At 52.8% G+C, this 19,983-nt stretch carries 19 protein-coding genes; 1 reads left to right on the top strand and 18 read right to left on the bottom strand.

Annotated elements, in window-relative coordinates:
• Nucleotides 1–75 precede the first annotated feature (75 nt).
• Nucleotides 76–1,122 (top strand): formylglycine-generating enzyme family protein, encoded by a 1,047-nt coding sequence (locus EG028_RS12815; protein ID WP_120517008.1) that lies wholly within the window; start codon nucleotides 76–78, stop codon nucleotides 1,120–1,122.
• A gap of 89 nt (nucleotides 1,123–1,211) precedes the next feature.
• On the opposite strand, the gene EG028_RS12810 is transcribed toward EG028_RS12815, so the two are convergent.
• The 18 genes from EG028_RS12810 to hisC form a co-directional block, all read right to left on the bottom strand.
• Nucleotides 1,212–3,428, bottom strand: coding sequence for a M56 family metallopeptidase (locus tag EG028_RS12810; protein ID WP_120516775.1), 2,217 nt, complete (start codon nucleotides 3,426–3,428; stop codon nucleotides 1,212–1,214).
• Between the two features lie 23 nt (nucleotides 3,429–3,451).
• A complete protein-coding gene (locus EG028_RS12805) occupies nucleotides 3,452–3,808 on the bottom strand; it encodes a BlaI/MecI/CopY family transcriptional regulator (RefSeq protein WP_120516776.1) in 357 nt (118 codons plus the stop codon).
• 21 nt (nucleotides 3,809–3,829) lie between these two features.
• Nucleotides 3,830–4,984: a carboxypeptidase-like regulatory domain-containing protein gene (locus EG028_RS12800; RefSeq protein WP_120516777.1), complete on the bottom strand. Its 1,155-nt coding sequence runs from the start codon at nucleotides 4,982–4,984 to the stop codon at nucleotides 3,830–3,832.
• Nucleotides 4,985–5,634: 650 nt separating this feature from the next.
• The gene (locus EG028_RS12795; RefSeq protein WP_123864655.1) at nucleotides 5,635–6,777 is read right to left on the bottom strand and encodes a TlpA disulfide reductase family protein; all 1,143 of its coding nucleotides are present in this window, start codon (nucleotides 6,775–6,777) and stop codon (nucleotides 5,635–5,637) included.
• 94 nt (nucleotides 6,778–6,871) lie between these two features.
• Nucleotides 6,872–7,963 carry a TlpA disulfide reductase family protein gene (locus EG028_RS12790; protein ID WP_123864654.1) on the bottom strand — a complete coding sequence of 364 codons (1,092 nt, stop codon included), beginning with the start codon at nucleotides 7,961–7,963 and terminating at the stop codon, nucleotides 6,872–6,874.
• Nucleotides 7,960–8,556, bottom strand: coding sequence for a bifunctional phosphoribosyl-AMP cyclohydrolase/phosphoribosyl-ATP diphosphatase HisIE (gene hisIE / locus EG028_RS12785; protein WP_120516778.1), 597 nt, complete (start codon nucleotides 8,554–8,556; stop codon nucleotides 7,960–7,962). Before hisIE ends, EG028_RS12790 begins: the two co-directional genes overlap by 4 nt.
• Nucleotides 8,557–8,593: 37 nt before the next feature.
• Nucleotides 8,594–9,349, bottom strand: a complete 756-nt coding sequence (gene hisF, locus EG028_RS12780) for an imidazole glycerol phosphate synthase subunit HisF (protein ID WP_120516779.1) — start codon at nucleotides 9,347–9,349, stop codon at nucleotides 8,594–8,596.
• Between the two features lie 3 nt (nucleotides 9,350–9,352).
• A complete protein-coding gene (hisA, locus tag EG028_RS12775; RefSeq protein WP_241559113.1) occupies nucleotides 9,353–10,498 on the bottom strand; it encodes a 1-(5-phosphoribosyl)-5-[(5-phosphoribosylamino)methylideneamino]imidazole-4-carboxamide isomerase in 1,146 nt (381 codons plus the stop codon).
• Complete coding sequence (gene hisH, locus EG028_RS12770) at nucleotides 10,495–11,088, bottom strand: imidazole glycerol phosphate synthase subunit HisH (RefSeq protein ID WP_120516780.1); 594 nt, start codon at nucleotides 11,086–11,088, stop codon at nucleotides 10,495–10,497. The genes hisA and hisH overlap by 4 nt, the downstream gene beginning before the upstream one ends.
• A complete protein-coding gene (gene trpA, locus EG028_RS12765) occupies nucleotides 11,085–11,867 on the bottom strand; it encodes a tryptophan synthase subunit alpha (RefSeq protein WP_120516781.1) in 783 nt (260 codons plus the stop codon). Before trpA ends, hisH begins: the two co-directional genes overlap by 4 nt.
• 6 nt (nucleotides 11,868–11,873) lie before the next feature.
• The gene (gene trpB / locus EG028_RS12760; protein ID WP_120516782.1) at nucleotides 11,874–13,079 is read right to left on the bottom strand and encodes a tryptophan synthase subunit beta; all 1,206 of its coding nucleotides are present in this window, start codon (nucleotides 13,077–13,079) and stop codon (nucleotides 11,874–11,876) included.
• 6 nt (nucleotides 13,080–13,085) lie between these two features.
• Entirely contained in the window at nucleotides 13,086–13,709 is a 624-nt protein-coding gene (locus tag EG028_RS12755) for a phosphoribosylanthranilate isomerase (protein WP_120516783.1), read from the bottom strand.
• Complete coding sequence (trpC, locus tag EG028_RS12750) at nucleotides 13,706–14,497, bottom strand: indole-3-glycerol phosphate synthase TrpC (RefSeq protein WP_120516784.1); 792 nt, start codon at nucleotides 14,495–14,497, stop codon at nucleotides 13,706–13,708. The genes EG028_RS12755 and trpC overlap by 4 nt, the downstream gene beginning before the upstream one ends.
• Nucleotides 14,498–14,504: 7 nt before the next feature.
• Nucleotides 14,505–15,494 carry an anthranilate phosphoribosyltransferase gene (trpD, locus tag EG028_RS12745; RefSeq protein WP_120516785.1) on the bottom strand — a complete coding sequence of 330 codons (990 nt, stop codon included), beginning with the start codon at nucleotides 15,492–15,494 and terminating at the stop codon, nucleotides 14,505–14,507.
• Between the two features lie 18 nt (nucleotides 15,495–15,512).
• Nucleotides 15,513–16,082 (bottom strand): anthranilate synthase component II, encoded by a 570-nt coding sequence (locus EG028_RS12740; RefSeq protein ID WP_120516786.1) that lies wholly within the window; start codon nucleotides 16,080–16,082, stop codon nucleotides 15,513–15,515.
• Between the two features lies 1 nt (nucleotide 16,083).
• A complete protein-coding gene (locus tag EG028_RS12735; RefSeq protein ID WP_120516787.1) occupies nucleotides 16,084–17,493 on the bottom strand; it encodes an anthranilate synthase component I family protein in 1,410 nt (469 codons plus the stop codon).
• Nucleotides 17,494–17,720: 227 nt separating this feature from the next.
• Nucleotides 17,721–18,854 (bottom strand): bifunctional histidinol-phosphatase/imidazoleglycerol-phosphate dehydratase HisB, encoded by a 1,134-nt coding sequence (hisB, locus tag EG028_RS12730; RefSeq protein ID WP_120516788.1) that lies wholly within the window; start codon nucleotides 18,852–18,854, stop codon nucleotides 17,721–17,723.
• Nucleotides 18,855–18,930: 76 nt separating this feature from the next.
• Nucleotides 18,931–19,983: a histidinol-phosphate transaminase gene (gene hisC / locus EG028_RS12725; RefSeq protein ID WP_120516789.1), complete on the bottom strand. Its 1,053-nt coding sequence runs from the start codon at nucleotides 19,981–19,983 to the stop codon at nucleotides 18,931–18,933.

Below are 19,983 nucleotides of genomic sequence, written 5' to 3'. Positions count from 1 at the left end.
ACGGATTATGCCCGTTCATGGGCACTCCGGAAACAATTTAACAATTTCACAACCCGGTCGTACATTTGTACCCGTATGATACGGAAATATCCCGGCCAGGCACTGGCCCTGACTATAATGCTGGCAGCATGTAACCACCAACCCGCCAACCAGAAAGAACACGCCATCCCACAGGTGGTGGAGCAGCTGAACCCCATGCGGCTGGTGCCTTCAGGGCAGTTCGAAATGGGCGCGGATGACGATACCGGCTCCCCGGACGAATACCCGAAACACCTGGTAAAGATCGATTCTTTCTGGATTGACGAGCATGAGGTGACCAACGCGGAGTTCGCCGCTTTTGTACAGGCCACCGGCTACGTGACCACGGCTGAAAAGCCTATTTCCAAAGAAGAGATCATGGCTTCAATGCCCCCCGGCTCCCCCGAGCCGGACAGCCTGGACCTCCTCCCCGGCTCCCTCGTATTTGTACCTACCACAACAGCCGTAGACCTGAACGACGTAAGCCAGTGGTGGAGCTTTGAGCGTGGCGCCAGCTGGCAGCATCCAAACGGCCCCGGCAGCGACATTAAAGACAAAGAACAGCACCCCGTAGTACATATCAGCTGGGACGATGCGCAGGCTTACGCGAAATGGGCCGGTAAAAGGCTGCCCACCGAAGCGGAATGGGAATATGCCGCACGGGGCGGTTTAAAGAACCAGCCTTTCCCCTGGGGCACGGAAACGCCGCAGATGAGCAAAGGCAGGACCAATATCTGGAACGGCCACTTCCCCTACGAAAATTCCGAGGTGGACGGCTTCTACGGCACCGCTCCCGCCAGGTCTTTCCCCGCCAACGGTTATAAATTATTCGATATGGCCGGCAACGTATGGGAATGGACCGCGGACTGGTACGACCACAACTATTACAGCCAGGTAAAACCCGGCACGCTGAACCCCGAAGGCTCACGCACGCCCAACGATCCGTCGGACGATCCCAGGAATACAAAAAGGGTGATCCGTGGCGGTTCTTTTATGTGCAGTGATGAATATTGCAGGGGCTACAGGGTATCTGCGAGGATGAAAACGACCCCTTCTTCCGGCTTGTCCAACCTGGGCTTCCGGTGCGCCCGCAGCGCGAATTGAGATATTCCGGCGCTTCCTCCTACGAACCCGGCAGGCTGAACAGCCCGCCGCATGGTTTCGTCATTACATTTTTATCAATTCTCGAAAAGTTATTGCTTTATTATTTTAGAGGTCATGTCCGCACCGGGCAGTTTCACCCGGACGATGTACGTGCCCGCGGGATAACGGCTAAGGTCCACCTGCCCCCTGTAATTTCCTTTGAAACCTGCCAGTGAATAGCGGTACAGCGTTTTGCCGTTCATGTCATTTACTTCCAGGAAACTGTTCGCTGAATCATCAGGAACCGCGATCAGGACATTTACAATGCCTTTGGTGGGATTAGGATAAAGCGTGCTTAAGCCGGTAGTGGGCTCATTGGATTTGGCAAGCGTTAAAATGGAATTTTTAGTCTCGCTGGTTGTTGTTTCTCCCGCTTGTTTTGTATCCCTGGCCGATCTGCCTTCCACTGTTTTCACCGGTTCTTTCGCGGCCGTTGAATACCCGGTCACCGTCACTTCAGTGGGTTTGCCTTCCACCGCTTTTTCCGGTTGTTGTCCAGGTACCGCATAACCAACTACCACTACTTCGGATAGATCCTTCCCGATGCCGGCCGTGCCACTCCCGGTTACGGTTGCTGCGGGTTTGGCCGCATAACCGTTCACCACCACACCTTTCAGCTGCTGGCCTTCTTCCTGCGGCTGCCTGGTGCCATAACCTACTACGGTTACTTCATTCAGCTGTGCGGCTTTGGACGGGCGGCCCGTTACCACTACTTCTTCCACTTTGGGTTTCTGGGAATTCTTTTTGGTAGAGATGAGCAGTACCCCGTTTTTTGCAGCCGGGCCATAGATCGCCGCGGCGGATTGATCCTTCAGTACGTGAATGGATTCGATGGTGTTAGGATCAAGGTCGCTCAGAACGTTGCCGTCTTTACCCAAAGGGTATGGTTTGCCGTCCACGATCACCAATGGCTGGCGGCTGGTATCCGGCATATAACTAAGGGTTGCATTTCCGGTCGCGCGCAGCCGCAGGCCCGGCTTTTGCGTACGTACCTCCGCGGGGGTGGTGGTATAACTGGCATTTGCCTTCATGCTGTAAGTAACCGTGCTTTTAGCAGGTTCCTCCCCGGTAGGTTCCTGTATGGAGTAAATAGTTATCGGCTTCTGGGTGATAAAAGTATCCGCCTTGATGGAGATGCCGCTTACCCTGCCGGCCAGCTGCCTGCTGCCGTTGATGGTGAGCGCCTGGGCGCGGAACCCGTCCGTGGTTTTGTCATCGCCGATGGTCTGGAATTCATCCCTGTTCAGGGATTTGAATTTATCTTCCACGGTTTTGTAACGGTCTTCTTTCACTGCGTCAAACTTGTCTATGGCGGGAGGAGGAGGAACGGGCGTCGTAGTGTCCCCTTTTTGTACGTCCAGTACGTTTTTCACTTCACTCACCACATTGTGCACCACCGTACCGGCTTTTGTATAGTTCAGGGATAAAAGGACGCCGCATACCACGCCTGCCAGTACTCCATAGCGGTAGAGCTGCACGCGGGATGATTTAGTTTTGTTCATCATTTTTATGCGGTTTTTTAAATGGGAGAAATTAAAGTTATTCGCCACTCCCGCGGTGTATTGCGCGGCGCTCACCTTTACAAGACTGTACTGGTATGCCGTGGCGTTCACGCCGGAGCGGAGTATCTTCCGGTCCGTCAGGAATTCAAGGTTTTCTTTTACGGCAGTCTTCATGAGCCAGGCGCCGGGGTTGAACCAGTAGAATACGTTGTTCACCTCGCTCATCATCACATCGGCCGAGTGCCACTGGCTTACGTGCACCTGCTCGTGCCGGATGATAGCTTCCAGCTCTTCCTGCGAATGCAGCTCCGGGTTCACATATATATTCCTGAAAAAGGAAAAAGGATTGATATTGCCGTCCATCCGGCGTACGGCATGGTCCTGCAGTTTCACCGGCTCCGTTCTCCAATGCAGCACCATCAGCGACACCAGTTGTATCAGCAGACGAATGCCCATTACCACCACTCCTGTCCAGAACACCCACTCCAGCAGCACCCACATGGTAAACACCTCCGGCTTCGCAGCCTGCCGCAGTACGCCGAAGTCCGGCACATACTGCACCACCTGCGCCGCGATCGTTTCATTACGGCTGAAAAAATCATTCACGTCCACAAGGGGGAACAAAGATGAAAACACGATACCGGTAACCAGGAACACCCTGTTTAGCGTATAAAATGTAAGCCGGCGCAGTCCCAGGCGATAGGCGAGATAAAAGAGGCAAAGCGCGATATTGGCTTTTATCAGGTATATGAACAATGCGGTCATACCGTAAGTTTATAAGTTCAGCATTACTTTTTACCGATCATATTGATGATCTCCTGCAATTCTTCAGGACTGATCTTTTTATCCTTCGCAAAGAACGTCACCAGCTCTTTGTAGGAGTTCTCGAAATAGTCTTTTACAAAGCCGCTCATGAACTTCTTTTTATATTCACCTTCTTCGATACCAGGCGTGTATTCGTATACGTTACCGATTTTTTTGGCTTCCACGTATCCTTTTTTCTCCAGGTTTTTGATAGTTGAGGCTAAAGTGGTGTAAGGAGGCGCAGGCGCGGCGTGCGCTTCCAGGAAGTCTTTCACAAACCCGCTGCCCACTTTCCAGATGGCCTGCATGGCAGCTTCTTCCTGTTTGGTCAATTTTTCCATATTATGAACGGTTTGAAATTTTTACAGTTTATAGTCAAGCGGTAACATTTCCGCCATTTTTTCCCATCCCCAGTACTGTTCGCAGATCACGTCCATCGGCTTTTCAAGGTTGCCGTTCTGGTCCATCTTCACTTCCGGCGCCAGCAGTTGCAGCACCGATGTCTGCCAGCCCCGCTTTGCATTCGGCGGAAGCATCATGCTCACATACCGTTTGTCTTCTTTTTCTTTTTTGTAGGTCACGTACAGCAGGTCGTTGAAATTCATCACGTAGCTGTTGCCCGACCTGTACAGGATGCTGTCGTAAGGCAACTTTGCCGTGTACAGGTAGTTCACGTATTTGGAGAACATGGCTGGCTTCTGCATCTTCGCCTGCCCGGATTCCAGGTCCGCCACAGGCTCCACGAAATCCCGCTTTCTTTCTTTGCGCACCAGCTTCTGTACCATGAACCCGTCTTCTTCCAGCGTCTTATTCACAAGGCTTTTGTAAAACTGCGTGGTAGATCCCAGATAGGCAGCCTTCCTGTTGTCCGTCCATGTTTGCAGCTGGCGTTTGTTCCTCGGTTTCATCGGTTCAAACATCGGGTTGCCGTAGTACATGGAGTAACCCACCCGCATATCGTACGTAAAATGCATGAGCAGGAATTTGATCCTGTAACCCAGCGCCGCATTTTCTATCACCAGGAAGTCATCCGCCCCGGCGGTAAGGGTATTGGCGGCCCGGTCATATTTCAGGTCCACTATTTCCCCGTTCATCAGTTTACATTGCTGCGCAAAACTGCTTTGCCCTACAAATGTGTTCAGGAACACTTTCATCCATTTTTCACGGTCCGGGTCCCTGCGTACCACATATTCCTTCAGAACGCCCGCTTTCGGCTTCAATACGACGGTTACGCCACTTACGTCAGCCTGTACCTCCACCGGCAGAATGACGGGCTCATATCCAAGATATGACACGATCAGCTCGTATTTGCCCGGCGGGATGTTCTGTATCGTAAACATGCCCGCTTCGGTGGTCCTGTCGCCCAGTGTGGTCTGGTTGAGGAAGGCGCTTGCAAAGGGCAGCGGTTTCCCCCTTTCGTCCTGCACTTTCCCGCTTACCCTGAATACCGTTTGCGCAACGGCAGGTGTGATTCCAATGGCCAACCAGATGATTATTCCAAGCAAAACAACTTTCATAGTTACGATACTATCGTAAATCTACGAACAGTTCGTAATACTTCCAAATATTATTTGGGAAAATTCGGGACCGCCCGCCGTCATTTTACTACCATCCTCCCGGCAGCAAGGGTTTGAGGCGTTTCGTGGGAAGATGACGCTACTGACATCCTTCGGTGATCCTTCGGTGGTGTTCGGTCGTGGTACGGGTTTGAGGGTGTTTCACCGAAGGATGACCGAAGGATCACCGAAGGATGACCGAACAACTGGTATAAAGGTCATCCTGGCAAGACTTCCTTTTATCCCGCACTCCAACCTTTATCAGAAAGCGGGCTTATGGTAGCCTCCAGATAGTAATACCATCATGATATCCCATTTTCAAGGCATTTTTAAAGCACTGTTAAAGCATAGATAAGGCATATCTTATAGATATGCCTTATCTATGGGATATATATGCCTTATATATGGGACATATATGCTTTATCCCTACCGTAAGACAGTACTATGGCTGCTTTTAGCCAACTGTAATGTAAAAGTCCTATAAAAGAGGCCTGGAGGGAAGCGGATATTTTCCCATAACAAATTAATATTCAATGGATATCCGGGAGGGAGGTGGCATAAAAAAAGCCAGCCCCCGGGAGGGACTGGCCGCTATCAATTTTGAAAGATCCTTATTTCAGTAATTCCTCCAGCTTCCGGTTCAGGTCTTCAGCGCGGAGGTTGCGGGCGATGATCTTGCCCTGGGGGTCCACCAGCACGTTCTGCGGGATGGCGCGGATGCCATAGAGCTTGCCCACCTCGTTGCCCCAGCCTTTCAGATCGGATACATGCGTCCAGGTGAGGTTGTCCTGCTCGATGGCCTGCTCCCATTTATCCTTCCGCTCGTCGAAGGACACGCCGAGGATGGTGAAGCCTTTTTCTTTGAAACGATTATAAGCCTTTACCACATTGGGATTTTCCGCGCGGCAGGGGCCGCACCAGCTTGCCCAGAAGTCCACCAGCACATACCTGCCACGGAAAGACGCGAGGGATACCGGGTTGCCCGCCGCATCCTTCTGGTTAAACTCTATGGCGGGCTGGCCTACCGCCAGTTTCTTCGCTAGGTCCATCCGGTGCTCGAATTCTTTGGCAGAAGGGTATTTACGGATGTTTTTAGGTAGTGCGTTAAACAGCGGCTCCACATCTTCGGGGTTCATTTCGTAACCGGCCACCTGGTTCAACACATACATGCCGATGGGCGTGGCTGGATTCTCTTCGAGATATTTCCGCATCACGGCTTTTTTGCTGGCTTCCAGCTGCTCCAGGCGGGTTTCGGCTTTTTTGAGCCGGTCTTCGTCTTTGGATTCAGCGGCATCGCGGTATTTTTTTACGGCTGTTTCGTAGTCTTTATTGACGGAGCGGAGGAGGTCATTCAGTTCGTTGAACGCACCCTGCTCCTCGGTGCCGCCTGCTTCGGCCTTTGCCGCGGGCGTGGCAAGGTTCAGCTGGGTAGTGCCTTTGCCCAGGAAAATGAGCGCCACTTCCTTTTTGCCCATCGGGTTGTCGGGCGTTTCAGGGATCACGGCGAATACCTGTGCTAATTGTGGTTCGGGAATGTCCCCGGTAAATGAAAATTTTCCATCGTTGGCGATCGCGCTGTCTGTCTTAAAAACCCCCGCCGTTCTCATACGGAGATAAAATTTGGCTGGTTTTCCCTGGTTTGCATTGATGATGCTGCCTTCGATATGGTACTGGTAGGTTTTTGTTTTCTTATCCTGCGCCAACAACACTGCAGCCGGGCTTATCAGCACAGCTGCAAGGATCAATTTCTTCATATTTGGTAACAGTTTATAGTCCTGTCAACAAAGTTGGCTATTCCGCCAGCCAAAAGCAAGGCTAAAATGATAAGCGGTTCTATGGGGAAGGAACTTACTTCAGTATTTCCGCCAGCTTCTTTTCCAGGGCGCGGCCGCGGAGGTTGCTGGCAATGATCTTACCGTTGGGATCTACCAGGAAGTTCTGCGGGATACCCTGCACACGGTACAGTTGCGCCGCGGCATTTGCCCAGCCCTGGAGGTCGGACACCTGGGTCCATTCCAGGCGGTCCTGCTCGATAGCTTCCAGCCAGGCGGATTTACTTTTATCCAGCGATACACCAAGGATGGTGAAGTTTTTGTTTTTGAATTTGTGATAAGCCGCCACTACGTTGGGGTTCTCCTGCCGGCAGGGGCCGCACCAGCTGGCCCAGAAGTCGATCAGCACGTATTTGCCCCGGAAAGAGGACAGTTTTACCGTTTTGCCTTTGGGGTCTTTCTGTTCAAAGTCTTTGGCCGTGCCCGCATCGGCCTTTTCAGCATTGGCGGAAGATATCTCAGCGGCAATCGACCTGCCGAATTTGCTGTTCCTGACTTTTACATCCAGTGAGCCGAACTGCCTGCTGAATTCATCTTCGGTCAGCCTGTCCTTCAGCTCGCCGTACAGCAGAAAAAGGCTGGCCTGGGCTTTGGGGTGGGTTTTCACGAAGTTCATCCCTGTATTCATCAGCTCCGTTTCAAAATCGGTCGCTTTTGCGCGGAACGCGGCTTTGGCGGCTTCATCGTCACCGCTGATGACAGAGGCTTCTGAGTTCAGTTCTTTTACTTTATTCAGTACCGGCTCCATGGTCTTGTGATAAGCCTGCATCCACTCGGTCTGCTGGCCGCCTTTCACGGTTTTGGCCACGGGAAAACTGCCCGCATCACCCTGTATTTCCACTTCGTTGTTTTCAGACACCAGCAGCATCGGGTATTGTTTGCCTTCGAGTATCAGTGCAAACATATCGTCCGGAGCGGGTTTATAAGCCGTCTTAAACGAAAACCGGCCGTCCTTCAGTACGGAAGAATCCCTTGTATTGCCGTCTTCGCTGACAAAATAAAGCTTCTGCCCTTCCTGGGCCGGCGCGATGCTGCCGCTTACTGTAAACTGGGCGTTTGCCGCTGTGGCAGCCGTTAAAATGGAAAAGAGGATGGATACGGTTCTCATTTGTGCCGTTCTTTTAATATGGTTATGACATCTTCGAGCGTAAAGCCCTTGGCCTGTAACAAAATTAAGTAATGAAACAACAGGTCCGCCGCTTCGCCTAAAAACAGGTCTTTATTGTCGTCTTTGGCTTCTATCACGAGTTCAACAGCTTCTTCGCCTACCTTTTGCGCCACCTTGTTGATGCCTTTGGCAAACAGGGAAGCGGTGTATGACTTTTCGGTCGGGTTTTCTTTCCTGTCGCGGATCACCTGTTCCAGGCCGGTGAGGAAAGAAGCCGTGTCTTTGTTTTTTTCGTTCCAGCAGGTATCCGCGCCGGTGTGGCATACGGGGCCTACGGGATGCACTTTCAGCAGCAGCGTATCCTGGTCGCAGTCCAGTGCGGCGCTCACCAGGTTAAGGAAATTGCCGCTTTCCTCCCCCTTGGTCCACAGCCGGTTCCTGGAACGGCTGAAGAACGTCACCCGTTTCTCGGCCAGGGTTTTGTCCAGGGCTTCCCTGTTCATGTACCCCAGCATCAGCACGCGGTGGCTAATGGCATCCTGAATAATTGCCGGCACCAATCCGTCCGGTGACTTGGTAAAATCTACCTCCATGGGTAAAATCACTTTAAATATAATAAATATATATTAATCAGAAGCGGATCTGCACACCTCTTTTGTAGAGGTATGTTTTCAGCTCCTGAATTTCCATTTCTTTATAGTGGAAGATGCTCGCAGCCAGTGCCGCATCCGCCCCGGCCTTCTCAAAAACGTCCGCAAAGTGCTCCATAGTACCTGCCCCGCCCGAAGCGATCACCGGCACATGCAGGTTTTGGGAAAGGCGCCCGGTGATATCCAGGGCAAAACCCTGCTTGGTGCCGTCGTTGTTCATGGACGTGAGCAGGATCTCTCCCGCGCCGCGGTCCACGGCTTCTTTGGCCCAGTCCGTGGTAAGGATGTCGGTTTTTACGCGGCCGCCGTTGAGGTATACGAACCAGTCGCCGTCTTCAAAACGCGTATCGATGGCCAGTACGATGCATTGGCTGCCGAATTCGCGGGAAAGGTCGTTGAGCAGCTGCGGATTTTTGAACGCGGCGGTGTTTACGGATACTTTGTCCGCACCGGCGTTCAGCAGCACGCTCACGTCTTCCACGGAAGAAATGCCACCGCCCACGGTGAACGGGATGTTCACATGCCGGGCTATTTTGGTCACCAGTTCGGAAAGGGTTTTTCTCCTTTCATTCGTGGCCGTGATGTCCAGGAATACCAGTTCATCCGCGCCCTGTTCCGCATACAGCGCGCCCAGCTCGATAGGGTCTCCCGCATCGCGGATATTCTCGAAGTTCACGCCCTTCACGGTGCGTCCGTCCTTGATATCCAGGCAGGGTATGATGCGTTTTGTAAGCATATCTTAAATAAATTTCTTCAGTTCGGGTAATGTAATACGGCCTTCATAAATGGCTTTACCGATGATGACGCCGGCCAGGCCTGCGGCCTGCAATTCTTCCACATCACCGATGTGGCTTACACCGCCGCTCGCGGTGAGCCGGATGCCGGGCAGCTCCGCGATGATCTTTTTATACAGCTCCGTGGAGGGGCCCTGCAACAGCCCGTCCTTCGCGATATCCGTACAGAATACTTCTTTTACGCCGCGCTCCAGGTTGGTACGCAGGAAGTCGAACACACTGCGGTCCGTGGTTTCCAGCCATCCGCCCACCGCGATCATTTCTTCTTTTACGTCTGCACCGAGGAACATTTTATCAGCGCCGTATTGATCCAGCCAGCTGAAGAACAACTCCGGCTGTTTGACGGCCACGCTGCCGATGGTGGCAAGTTCCGCGCCGGATTCGAATACGATCTTCAGATCGTCCCCGCTTTTGATACCGCCGCCAAAATCAATGGTGAGGCCGGTCTTAGCGGCAATGGTTTCCAGTACTTTCCAGTTCACCACGGCTCCTTTTTTAGCGCCGTCCAGGTCCACGAGATGCAGTCGCTGGATGCCGCTGTCTTCGAATTCCATCGCTACTTCCAGCGGGTTTTCGTTGTATACTTTTTGCTGAGCGTAGTCGCCCTGGGTGAGGCGCACGCATTTCCCGCCGATAATGTCTATGGCGGGAATGATGGTGAAACCTTTTGCCTGGGCTGGTTTTACGGGTATTTTCATTTTGAAGAAAGGAAGATCGTCTTTAAAAAAGCGTTCGCTGAAAACGGTGAAGCCCAGTTGCTGATAAAAGCTGAGGGCGGTTTCCCGGGCATTGCACCAGAGTGTGCCGATGCCGCGCTGCCGGCAAACCTCTTCGAGGTGCCGCATCATCAATTTACCAAACCCTTTGCCCTGCTGGTCATGTGCGGTGGCCAGCTTGCGGAACTGCGCGGAATCGCCTTCGATAAAAAGAGATACCACGGTAGCCAGCCGCCCATCTGAATAAAGTCCGAAATGAATGCCGTCCGCATCGTGCGGCAGCGTCACCTGGTCCAGCGACCAGGTGGGGTACATTACGTCCCTGCGCAGCTGCAAAGTGTCTGCTGTGGTTATATTCCTGATTTGTATGCTCACAGTCGTAAAAAACTCTCGATGATGTTCTGGCCTGCTTCCGCAGACTTTTCCGGGTGAAACTGCACTGCGTAGAAATTGTCTTTCTGCAATGCCGCGCTGTAATTGATCACGTAATTGGCGATAGCCGTGGTCTCCGAGCCCAGCTCCGCGAAATAACTGTGCACAAAATACATGTAGTCATTCTGGTTCACATGTTCAAAGATCACACTGTGCAGGCCGGTGATATTGTTCCAGCCGATCTGCGGGATCTTCAGCAGGTTCTCTACCGGGCTCTGGAACTTCTTCACTTCCAGGTCAAACACGCCGATGCAATCCGTATTGTTTTCTTCAGAATGTTTGCAAAGCAGCTGCATGCCCAGGCAAATGCCCAGCACCGGCTGTTTCAGGTCTTTGATCAATGTATCCAGCTTGCGTTCGCGCAGGTAAGCCATGGCGGTGCTGGCTTCTCCCACACCGGGAAATATCACCTTATCCGCGGCTTTCAGCTCTTCCGGATCGTCCGTTACCGTAGCTTCCACCCCCAGTCTTTCGAGGGCGAACAATACGGAGCGGGTATTGCCGGCGTTGTATTTTAGGATCGCTGTTTTCATCTGTTCATATTTGTCTTGATGCCTGCCACAAATTCTTTCACGGTAGCCTGCAAGTTAGCACTGTTTTCGATGGCTTTTACAAAAGCGCTGCCGATAATTGCCCCGTTGCTGTGGCGGCAGGCTTCCCGGAAGGTTTTGTTGTCCCGTATACCAAAGCCTATCAGGATGGGGTTGCGGAGGTTCATGGCCTTCAGCCGCTGGAAGTACACCTCCTGGTCGCCCATCTCCTTATTTTTACCCGTGGTGGAAGAGGAAGACACGGCATATACAAAACCGTTGCTCACCCCGTCTATCTTACGGATGCGCGCTTCGCTGGTTTCGGGCGTTACGAGGAAGATGTTGTGCAGGCCGTATTTTTCAAACAGGCCCTTGTATTCCGATTCGTATTCGTCCATCGGCAGATCAGGCAATATGAGGCCGTCTACGCCGGTTTCGGCGCATTTCCGGAGGAAGTTCTCCACCCCGAACTGCATCACGGGATTCATGTACCCCATGAGGATGATGGGCAGGGACACCTTGTCCCGCAGGCCTTTCAGCTGTTCGAACAGTACGCTGATGCGCATGCCGTTTTTGATGGCGCGGGTGCTGCTTTCCTGTATCACCGGGCCGTCCGCCAGGGGGTCGGAGAAGGGCATACCCAGCTCCACCATGTCCGCACCGCTCTGTTCCAGGGCTTCCACGATGGTCACGGTATCGTTCAGCGAAGGGTAACCAGCTGTGCAGTATACATTCAGAATGTCTTTCGGTTTATTTTGAAAGAGTTGATCAATCCTGTTCATGCTCTTTTACTTTAAGTGTTTGATATAGGTTTCCAGGTCTTTGTCCCCCCGGCCGCTGAGGCATACCACCACCACGTCTTCGGGCTTCAGCGACAGGTCTTTCAGTTTAGCCAGCGCATGGGCCGATTCCAGCGCGGGAATGATGCCTTCCAGCAGGCTTAGCTCATAACCCGCGGCCAGCGATTCGTCGTCTGTCGCATTGAGGAACAGCGCGCGGCCGGTGGTGTAGAGGTTCGCGTGCATGGGCCCTACGCCGGGATAATCAAGCCCCGCGGAAATAGAGTGCGGCTCCACGATCTGCCCGTCATCCGTCTGCATCAGCAGCGTTTTGCTGGCGTGGATGATACCGGGCCTGCCCAGCTGGCTGGTGGCGGCGGAAAAACCGCTGTTCACGCCCTGCCCTGCCGCTTCCACGGCTACCAGTTTTACCTTCTCCGCATCGGTGAAGTGGAAAAATGCGCCGGCTGCATTGCTGCCGCCGCCTACACAGGCTATCACATAATCGGGATCGGGTTTGCCGGTCTTTTCCACCAGCTGCTGCCTGATCTCTTCGCTGATCACGGACTGGAAACGCGCCACCATATCGGGATACGGGTGCGGGCCTACTACCGAGCCGATGATGTAATGCGTATCCACCGGGTTGTTGATCCAGTCGCGGATGGCTTCGTTGGTGGCGTCCTTCAGCGTTTTACTGCCGCTGGTGGCAGGCACTACGGTAGCCCCGAGCATGCGCATACGGGCCACGTTGGGCGCCTGCCGCTGGATGTCCACACTGCCCATATACACCACGCATTCCAGGCCCATCAGGGCGCAGACGGTGGCCGTGGCCACGCCATGCTGGCCCGCGCCTGTTTCCGCGATGATGCGTTTTTTGCCAAGCCGTTTGGCCAGCAGTATCTGCCCGATGGTATTGTTCACCTTATGGGCGCCGGTGTGATTGAGGTCTTCGCGTTTGAGGTAGATCTTCGCTTTGTACTTTTCAGACAAACGTTTTGCGAAGTACAACGGAGAAGGCCGGCCTACGTAGTCTTTCAGCAGTTGTTCAAATTCCTGCTGAAACGCGGGGTCGGAGATGATCTGCATATACTGCTCTTTCAGCTCCTCCACGTTGGGATACAGCATTTCGGGGATGTATGCGCCGCCGAAATCGCCGTAGTAGCCCTTTTTATTGACATGATATTTGGATTGTGATGTATTCACCGCTATATCCATGATTCGTTATTTTTTTATCGTGTTGATGAATGCCGCTACTTTATCCATATCCTTTACGCCGGGAGCGGTTTCGAACCTGCTGTTCACATCCAGCGCAAACAGCTGTTTGTGGCGCCATCGCAGCACGGCTTCGGTATCATCAGGGCCAATGCCGCCGCTGAGGAAAAAGGGTTTGTCGTAGCTGTAGTCATTTAAAAGCTCCCAGTTGAACTGCCTGCCCGTGCCGCCGTATTCCTTACTGGCTGTATCAAACAGGAAAAAGTCGGATACCGCCATAAAAGGGGCTGCGTAATCCACTGCATTAGCCTTCTCTCCCATCGGGAACACCTTCATCACCGGAACGGTGAGGCGCAGCTGCTGGCATACGGCAATGGATTCATCGCCATGGAGCTGGATCATGTCCAGCCCGTAATCCTTTACGGTCTGGATCACCTGCTGCGGATCGGCGTTTACAAACACGCCCACCTTCCCGATCCTCCCGGCTATTTCGCGCACGGTACGCCCGTCCAGCTTGTTGCCGGCAAACCGGGGAGATTTGCCGTAGAAGATAAAACCCGCATAGTCCGCGCCCAGCTGTACCAGTGCGTCCAGGTCTTCTTTCCGGGTAATGCCGCAGACTTTTATCTTCATAACGACGCGAGTTTTTGGGTGAATGATTCAAATGCGGCGCCGGGGTTTTCCGCTTTCATAAAATGCTCCCCGATCAGGAAACCGTCAAATCCCGCGTTGCGCAGGGTCACGATCGTAGCAGGGTCATCCATGCCGCTTTCGGCCACCTTGCTGTATTCAGCGGGTATTTGTTTGAGCAGTTCCATGGAGCGGTAAATGTCCACCTGGAAGGTTTTCAGGTCACGGTTATTGATACCGATGAGATGCGTGTGCGGGCTGATCTTGTCCAACTGATCAGCGGTATGCACTTCCAGCAGTACTTCCAGGCCCAGGTTGTGCGCAAACTCCGCAAGGTGTTTTATTTCCTCTTTGGTAAGGCACTCCGCTATCAGCAGGATCACATCCGCGCCGATGGCTTTGGCTTCCAGTATCTGGTATTCGCCGATCACAAAATCTTTGCGCAGGATGGGGATGATGTTCACCGCCCGTGCCATTTGCAGGTCATCCATGGAGCCGCCGAAATAGTTCTGGTCCGTTAAAATGCTCAGGCCGGATGCGCCGTGGCGGGCGTAGGTGGTGGTTACGTCCTGTACATCCGCCGTATCGTTGATGATGCCTTTGGAGGGACTTTGGCGTTTGAATTCCGCAATAATACCGTTGCGCCCGGGTTGTTTGAGGAAGCTGCGGAGCGAAAGCGGCGTTCGGCTGAACATGGAAGTGTTTTCCAGTTCCTGCGCGGGACGTACTTTCTGTCTTTCCGCTACTTCCACGGCTTTGTGCGCGGTGATTTCTGCCAGGATGTTTTTCATAACGGTATTATTGTAAGGAAATGAGTTTTTGGAATACTTTATATGCCGCGCCTGATTCCAGCGATTCTACAGCCGCCTGGAAACATTCATCGTAAGTCGGGTATTTTTCGAGGCAATACAATCCCATGGCGGCGTTTGCCATTACCACGGAATGCTGCGCCCAGCTGCCTTCACCTTTCAGCACTTTGAGGAAGATCCTGGCCGCGTCTTCGGTGGTGTTGCCGCCGAAAATATCTTCCGCATGTACTTTTCTTTTGCCAAGGGCTTCGGGCGTCCAGTCCTGCTCGCCTTTGTTCGTAATAATGCGGGTATCGCCGGTGAGAGAGATCTCGTCATAACCGTCCAGGCTGTGCACGATAGCATACCGTTTGTCCGTCTGCTGGAAAAGATAGTTGTAGATACGCGCCATTTCGAGGCTGTATACGCCTATCAGCTGGTGCTGTGCAAACGCGGGGTTTACGAGCGGCCCAAGCATGTTAAAGAACGTGCGCACACCCAGCTGGCGGCGTACAGGAGCTACGTTTTTCAGCGCGGGGTGAAACAGCGGGGCGTGCAGGAAACAGATGCCGGCTTCGGCCATTTCCTGTTTCAGCTTGCCTTCATCGTTCTTAAACTTATACCCCAGGTTTTCCATCACATTGGAAGCACCGCTGATGGAGGACACGCCATAGTTACCATGTTTAGCCACCTTACCGCCCGCGCCCGCCACCAGGAAGCAGCTGAGCGTGGAGATGTTAAAGGTGTTTTTACCATCACCACCGGTGCCTACAATATCCAGCACGTTATCTTCCAGCTTCACCGGTACGCAAAGCTCCAGCAGCGCATCCCGGAAGCCCAGCAGCTCTTCGATGGTGATGCTGCGCATGAGGAACACCGTCATGAAGGCGGCCAGCTCGCTTTCGTTGTACACGCCTTTGGAAATGTTGGTCAGTATCTCCTTCGCGTTTTCGCGGCTGAATGTTTTATGTTCGAACAGATAGTTGAGTATCTTTTTCATTGTGCTTTGTTTATTGTTTTACAGCCCTAACCAGTTGCGCAGGATTTGTTCTCCCTGTGGCGTGAGCACGCTTTCCGGGTGGAACTGCACGCCGCAGACGTCGTATTTACGGTGCTGCAATGCCATGATGTAACCATGCCCGTCACGGGCGGTGATCTCCAGCTCCGCGGGCAGCGTGGACTCGTCCACCACCCAGGAGTGGTAACGGCCTACTTCCAGCTCATCGGGCAGGTTGCTGAACAGCCGGCCGCTGCGGGAGATGATGTTTACGGGAGTGGCTACGCCATGATACACATCGGTGAGATTGGTAAGTTTGGCACCAAAGGCCTCTCCGATGGCCTGCTGGCCAAGACATACACCGAATATCGGTTTGGTGGGGGCGTATTGTTTGATCAGGGGGAGCAGCAGGCCTGCTTCCTCGGGTATACCGGGGCCGGGGGAAAGAATGATCCGGTCGTATTGATCCACATCTTCCAGTTTGATCTCGTCATTCCTTACCACGGTCACTTTTCCGCCGATGATCTTCTCGACGAGGTGCACGAGGTTGTAGGTGAACGAATCGTAATTATCAAATACCAGGATGTTCATACTAGATATTTTGCGCCAGGATAATGGCCTGTTTTAATGCATTGAGTTTATTGTTCACTTCCTGTAATTCCGAGCTGGCAACGGATTTCGCTACCACGCCCGCGCCTGCCTGGTAATACAGCGTATTGTTTTTACTGAGGATGGAGCGGATCATAATTGCGTGGTTGAAGTCACCGTTGAAACCCACAAACCCCACACAGCCGCCGTAGAATCCACGGGCGGTAGGCTCGTAGGAATCGATCAGTTCCATCGCTTTGTATTTGGGCGCGCCGGACAGAGTGCCTGCCGGAAAAGTGGCCGCCAGTATATCAAACGGACTGCTGTTCGGTTCCAGCTGGCCGGTCACTTCGCTTACGAGGTGGATCACGTGGGAGTAATATTTGATCTGGCGGTAAGTTTCCACTTCCACGTCTTTGGCGTAACGGCTCAGGTCGTTGCGCGCAAGATCCACCAGCATCACATGCTCCGCGTTTTCTTTCGGGTCTTCCAGCAGCTGGTCGGCCAGGAGTTTGTCCTGCTCGTCGTTGCCGGTGCGCTTGAAAGTGCCCGCGATAGGGTGTATCACGGCTTTACGGTCTTTGATGATAAGCTGCGCTTCAGGCGATGAGCCCATCAGTTTGTAATCGCCGTAATCGAAATAAAAGAGATAAGGGGATGGATTGATGGAGCGGAGGGCGCGGTAAACGTTGAACTCATCGCCGTTGAACTCCCTGTGGAAAGAGCGGGACAGTACGATCTGGAATACATCGCCACGGAAACAGTGCTGTTTGCCTTTTTCCACCATCTGCATGTATTCATCGTCCGTCATATTGGTTTGTTCTTCTCCTTTACCGGTAAAGGAGTACATCGGAAAATCCTTGTTGCGGATGAGGGATTCCACGAACTCGAATTCACTTTCCTGGCCATCCACCTGGTTTTCGATGAGGTACATGTCATCCTTGAAGTGGTTGATGGCGATCACGTACTGGTAAAAACGGTAACGCATCAGGGGGATGGTGTTCCCCGCGGCCGGGCGTTTTTTGAAGCTGATCTTTTCGAAGAACTGCACGGAATCGTAGGTACTGTAGCCGTAGAGGCCTTCGCCGAAAGGAATGGGGGATTTTTCGGTGAACACGAAACTTTTCAGGAAAGCGTCCATTTCTTTGAGCACGGCGGCTTTGCCGGCGAGCTGCTTGTGCTCTACGGGCTGGCCGGGGTATTTGAACTCAAAGATGTCCGTGGAGGTCACTTCAATACCGGCGATGGGCTTGATCCCGATAAAGGACCAACTGTTTTCGCTGGCGTTGGAATCCGTGCTTTCCAGGAGGATGGAGCCCGGGAATTTGTCGCGGATGCGGAGGTAGATGCTGACGGGGGTGAACACGTCAGCAAGCATCTTTTTGGACTTTGTTTTTACCTGAATTAACTTCATATATACCGTTTGACTTTTGTTCTATCCCGGTACGGTACCGGCTGAAAACGAAGAAGGCCCGCTGTGTACAGCGAGCCTTCTTTTAGTATGTTCAATACAAACATGGCACTGCTACACAGCGGAGAAATTGCCTGCGTGCCACCAAAGTTTGTATGTGTTGTTCATTTGCATTATGAGGGCAAATATGCAGGGTTTTATCCGAAAATGCAAATTTTATTTTATCCATCTTACAGTACGCCTTTGGTGCTGGGAAGCTGCATATTGTCCGGGTTCCGCTTCACGGCCATCTTGATCGCCTTGGCGAAAGCCTTGAAGATCGCTTCTATCTTGTGATGTTCATTCTCCCCTTCCGCCTTGATATTCAGGTTACATTTAGCGGCGTCCGAGAAGGATTTGAAGAAATGGAAGAACATCTCCGTGGGCATATCCCCTACCTTCTCCCGTTTGAATTCCGCATCCCATACGATCCAGTTCCGGCCGCCAAAGTCGATAGCCGCCTGGGCCAGGCAGTCGTCCATAGGCAGGCAGAAGCCGTAGCGTTCCATGCCCTTTTTGTCCGCAAGGCCCATTGCAAAGGCTTCTCCCAGCGCAATACCGGTGTCTTCGATGGTATGGTGCTCGTCTATATGCAGGTCGCCTTTGGCGCGGATAGTCAGGTCTATGCTGCCGTGGCGGGCGATCTGGTCCAGCATATGGTCAAAAAAAGCAAGCCCGGTGTGGATATCCGCCTGGCCTTTGCCGTCCAGGTTCAGTTCGATGTGAATGTCTGTTTCCTTGGTGGTACGGGTATGGCTTACCTTGCGCAGACCTATTTTAAGGAATTCGTAGATCTTTGCCCAGTCGGTCGTTTCCAGTGCGATCACGTCTTTCAGGCTTTCGTCTCCCCTTACTTCAGCGGCGCCCAGGCCGGTGCCTTCGTTCAGCCAGATGGCCCTGGCGCCCAGGTTCTGGGCCAGCTTCACGTCCGTGATACGGTCGCCGATCACAAAGGAGTTGACCAGGTCGTATTCCGGGGTAAAGTACTGTTTCAGCATACCGATGCCGGGTTTGCGGGTGGGCGCATTGTCTGCAGGCAAAGTAGGGTCGATATGTTCGCGGGCAAACACGATGCCTTCGTTCGCAAAAGCGCGGATGATGTGGTTATGCGCCGGGTGAAAGGTGTCTTCCGGGAAAGAAGCCGTGCCCATGCCATCCTGGTTGCTTACCAATACCAGCTCGTAATCCAGCTCAGCGGCGATCTTCCCGAGGTAGGTAAAAACCTTTGGGTAAAACTCCACCTTTTCAAGGCTGTCTATCTGGTAAGTGGGCGGCACTTCGCGGATCATGGTGCCGTCGCGGTCTATGAATAGTACCCGTTTCATCCGTTCAAGTTGTTTTTTATAGGCCGGATGGAACCTCGCAGTTCATCCTCCCGATGTAAATTAATTATGCTCGGTTTCATATAGCTGGAATGGATTTTAAAGTATTGAGCAATGTGATATTCTCTTCCGGCGTACCGATGGTGATGCGGAGGCAGCCTGCGCAAAGCTCCACTTTGGAACGGTCCCGCACGATAATGCCCTGCTCTACCAGCTTGTTGTAGATGCCTTTGGCATCAACGGTTTTTACCAGCAAAAAGTTCGCATCGCTGGGGTATACCAGCTCCACGATGGGCAGCGCCGTGAGCGCGGCCTGGAGTTTGTTGCGTTCTTCCACGGTTTCTTTGATCCAGCCGTTCACCTGCTCAATGTTGTCCAGCGCCTGCAAAGCCAGTTCCTGGGAAGCCTGGTTGATATTGTATGGCGGCTTGATCTTGTTGAACACGTTGATAATGTCTTCGCTGGCAAAAGCCATCCCTACGCGCAGAGCGGCGAGGCCCCAGGCTTTGGAAAGCGTTTGCAGGATCACCAGGTTCGGGTACTCCGTAAGTTCCCGGATGAGGGACTTCTGGCGGGAGAAATTAATATATGCTTCGTCTACCACCACGATGCCGTCGAAGTTGTTCAGCACCATTTCGATGTCTTCGCGGTTGATGGCGTTTGCGGTGGGGTTGTTCGGCGAACAGATGAAGATAAGTTTTGTGTTTTCGTCTATCGCGCTTTCTATCGCCTCCAGGTCCAGCTGAAAATCCGGGGTGAGAGAGGCTTTGCGAATGGTCACATCATTAATGTTTGCGCTTACTTCGTACATGCCGTAGGTGGGTGGGCACAGTACAACATTATCCACGCCCGGGCGGCAGAAGGCGCGGTAAAGGATATCGATGGCTTCGTCGCTGCCGTTGCCGAGAAAAATATTCTGCGGCGGCACCCCTTTGATCTCCGCAAGACGATATTTCACCTTCCATTGCAGGGGATCGGGGTAACGATGATATGCGGCGGGAAGCGGGGAGCCGAAGCTGTTTTCGTTGGCATCCAGGTATACGGAGGCTTCGCCTTTGAACTCATCGCGGGCGGATGAATAAGGCACCAGTCTTTTGATATTGTCCCTTAAAATACTTTCCAGGTCGAACAT

Origin of the sequence: Chitinophaga barathri (genome assembly GCF_003807585.1) — a bacterium.
Taxonomy (GTDB): domain Bacteria; phylum Bacteroidota; class Bacteroidia; order Chitinophagales; family Chitinophagaceae; genus Chitinophaga; species Chitinophaga barathri.
Note: the sequence above shows the minus strand (reverse complement) of the source record. Positions and strands in the feature narration are given on the sequence as shown.

Bases quoted from the DNA above. Each gene is read 5' to 3' on its own strand.
- EG028_RS12815 (WP_120517008.1), top strand. From the start codon at position 76: ATGATACGGAAATATCCCGGCCAGGCACTGGCCCTGACTATAATGCTG.
- EG028_RS12810 (WP_120516775.1), bottom strand. From the start codon at position 3,428: ATGACCGCATTGTTCATATACCTGATAAAAGCCAATATCGCGCTTTGC.
- EG028_RS12805 (WP_120516776.1), bottom strand. From the start codon at position 3,808: ATGGAAAAATTGACCAAACAGGAAGAAGCTGCCATGCAGGCCATCTGG.
- EG028_RS12800 (WP_120516777.1), bottom strand. From the start codon at position 4,984: ATGAAAGTTGTTTTGCTTGGAATAATCATCTGGTTGGCCATTGGAATC.
- EG028_RS12795 (WP_123864655.1), bottom strand. From the start codon at position 6,777: ATGAAGAAATTGATCCTTGCAGCTGTGCTGATAAGCCCGGCTGCAGTG.
- EG028_RS12790 (WP_123864654.1), bottom strand. From the start codon at position 7,963: ATGAGAACCGTATCCATCCTCTTTTCCATTTTAACGGCTGCCACAGCG.
- hisIE (WP_120516778.1), bottom strand. From the start codon at position 8,556: ATGGAGGTAGATTTTACCAAGTCACCGGACGGATTGGTGCCGGCAATT.
- hisF (WP_120516779.1), bottom strand. From the start codon at position 9,349: ATGCTTACAAAACGCATCATACCCTGCCTGGATATCAAGGACGGACGC.
- hisH (WP_120516780.1), bottom strand. From the start codon at position 11,088: ATGAAAACAGCGATCCTAAAATACAACGCCGGCAATACCCGCTCCGTA.
- trpA (WP_120516781.1), bottom strand. From the start codon at position 11,867: ATGAACAGGATTGATCAACTCTTTCAAAATAAACCGAAAGACATTCTG.
- trpB (WP_120516782.1), bottom strand. From the start codon at position 13,079: ATGGATATAGCGGTGAATACATCACAATCCAAATATCATGTCAATAAA.
- EG028_RS12755 (WP_120516783.1), bottom strand. From the start codon at position 13,709: ATGAAGATAAAAGTCTGCGGCATTACCCGGAAAGAAGACCTGGACGCA.
- trpC (WP_120516784.1), bottom strand. From the start codon at position 14,497: ATGAAAAACATCCTGGCAGAAATCACCGCGCACAAAGCCGTGGAAGTA.
- trpD (WP_120516785.1), bottom strand. From the start codon at position 15,494: ATGAAAAAGATACTCAACTATCTGTTCGAACATAAAACATTCAGCCGC.
- EG028_RS12740 (WP_120516786.1), bottom strand. From the start codon at position 16,082: ATGAACATCCTGGTATTTGATAATTACGATTCGTTCACCTACAACCTC.
- EG028_RS12735 (WP_120516787.1), bottom strand. From the start codon at position 17,493: ATGAAGTTAATTCAGGTAAAAACAAAGTCCAAAAAGATGCTTGCTGAC.
- hisB (WP_120516788.1), bottom strand. From the start codon at position 18,854: ATGAAACGGGTACTATTCATAGACCGCGACGGCACCATGATCCGCGAA.
- hisC (WP_120516789.1), bottom strand. From the start codon at position 19,983: ATGTTCGACCTGGAAAGTATTTTAAGGGACAATATCAAAAGACTGGTG.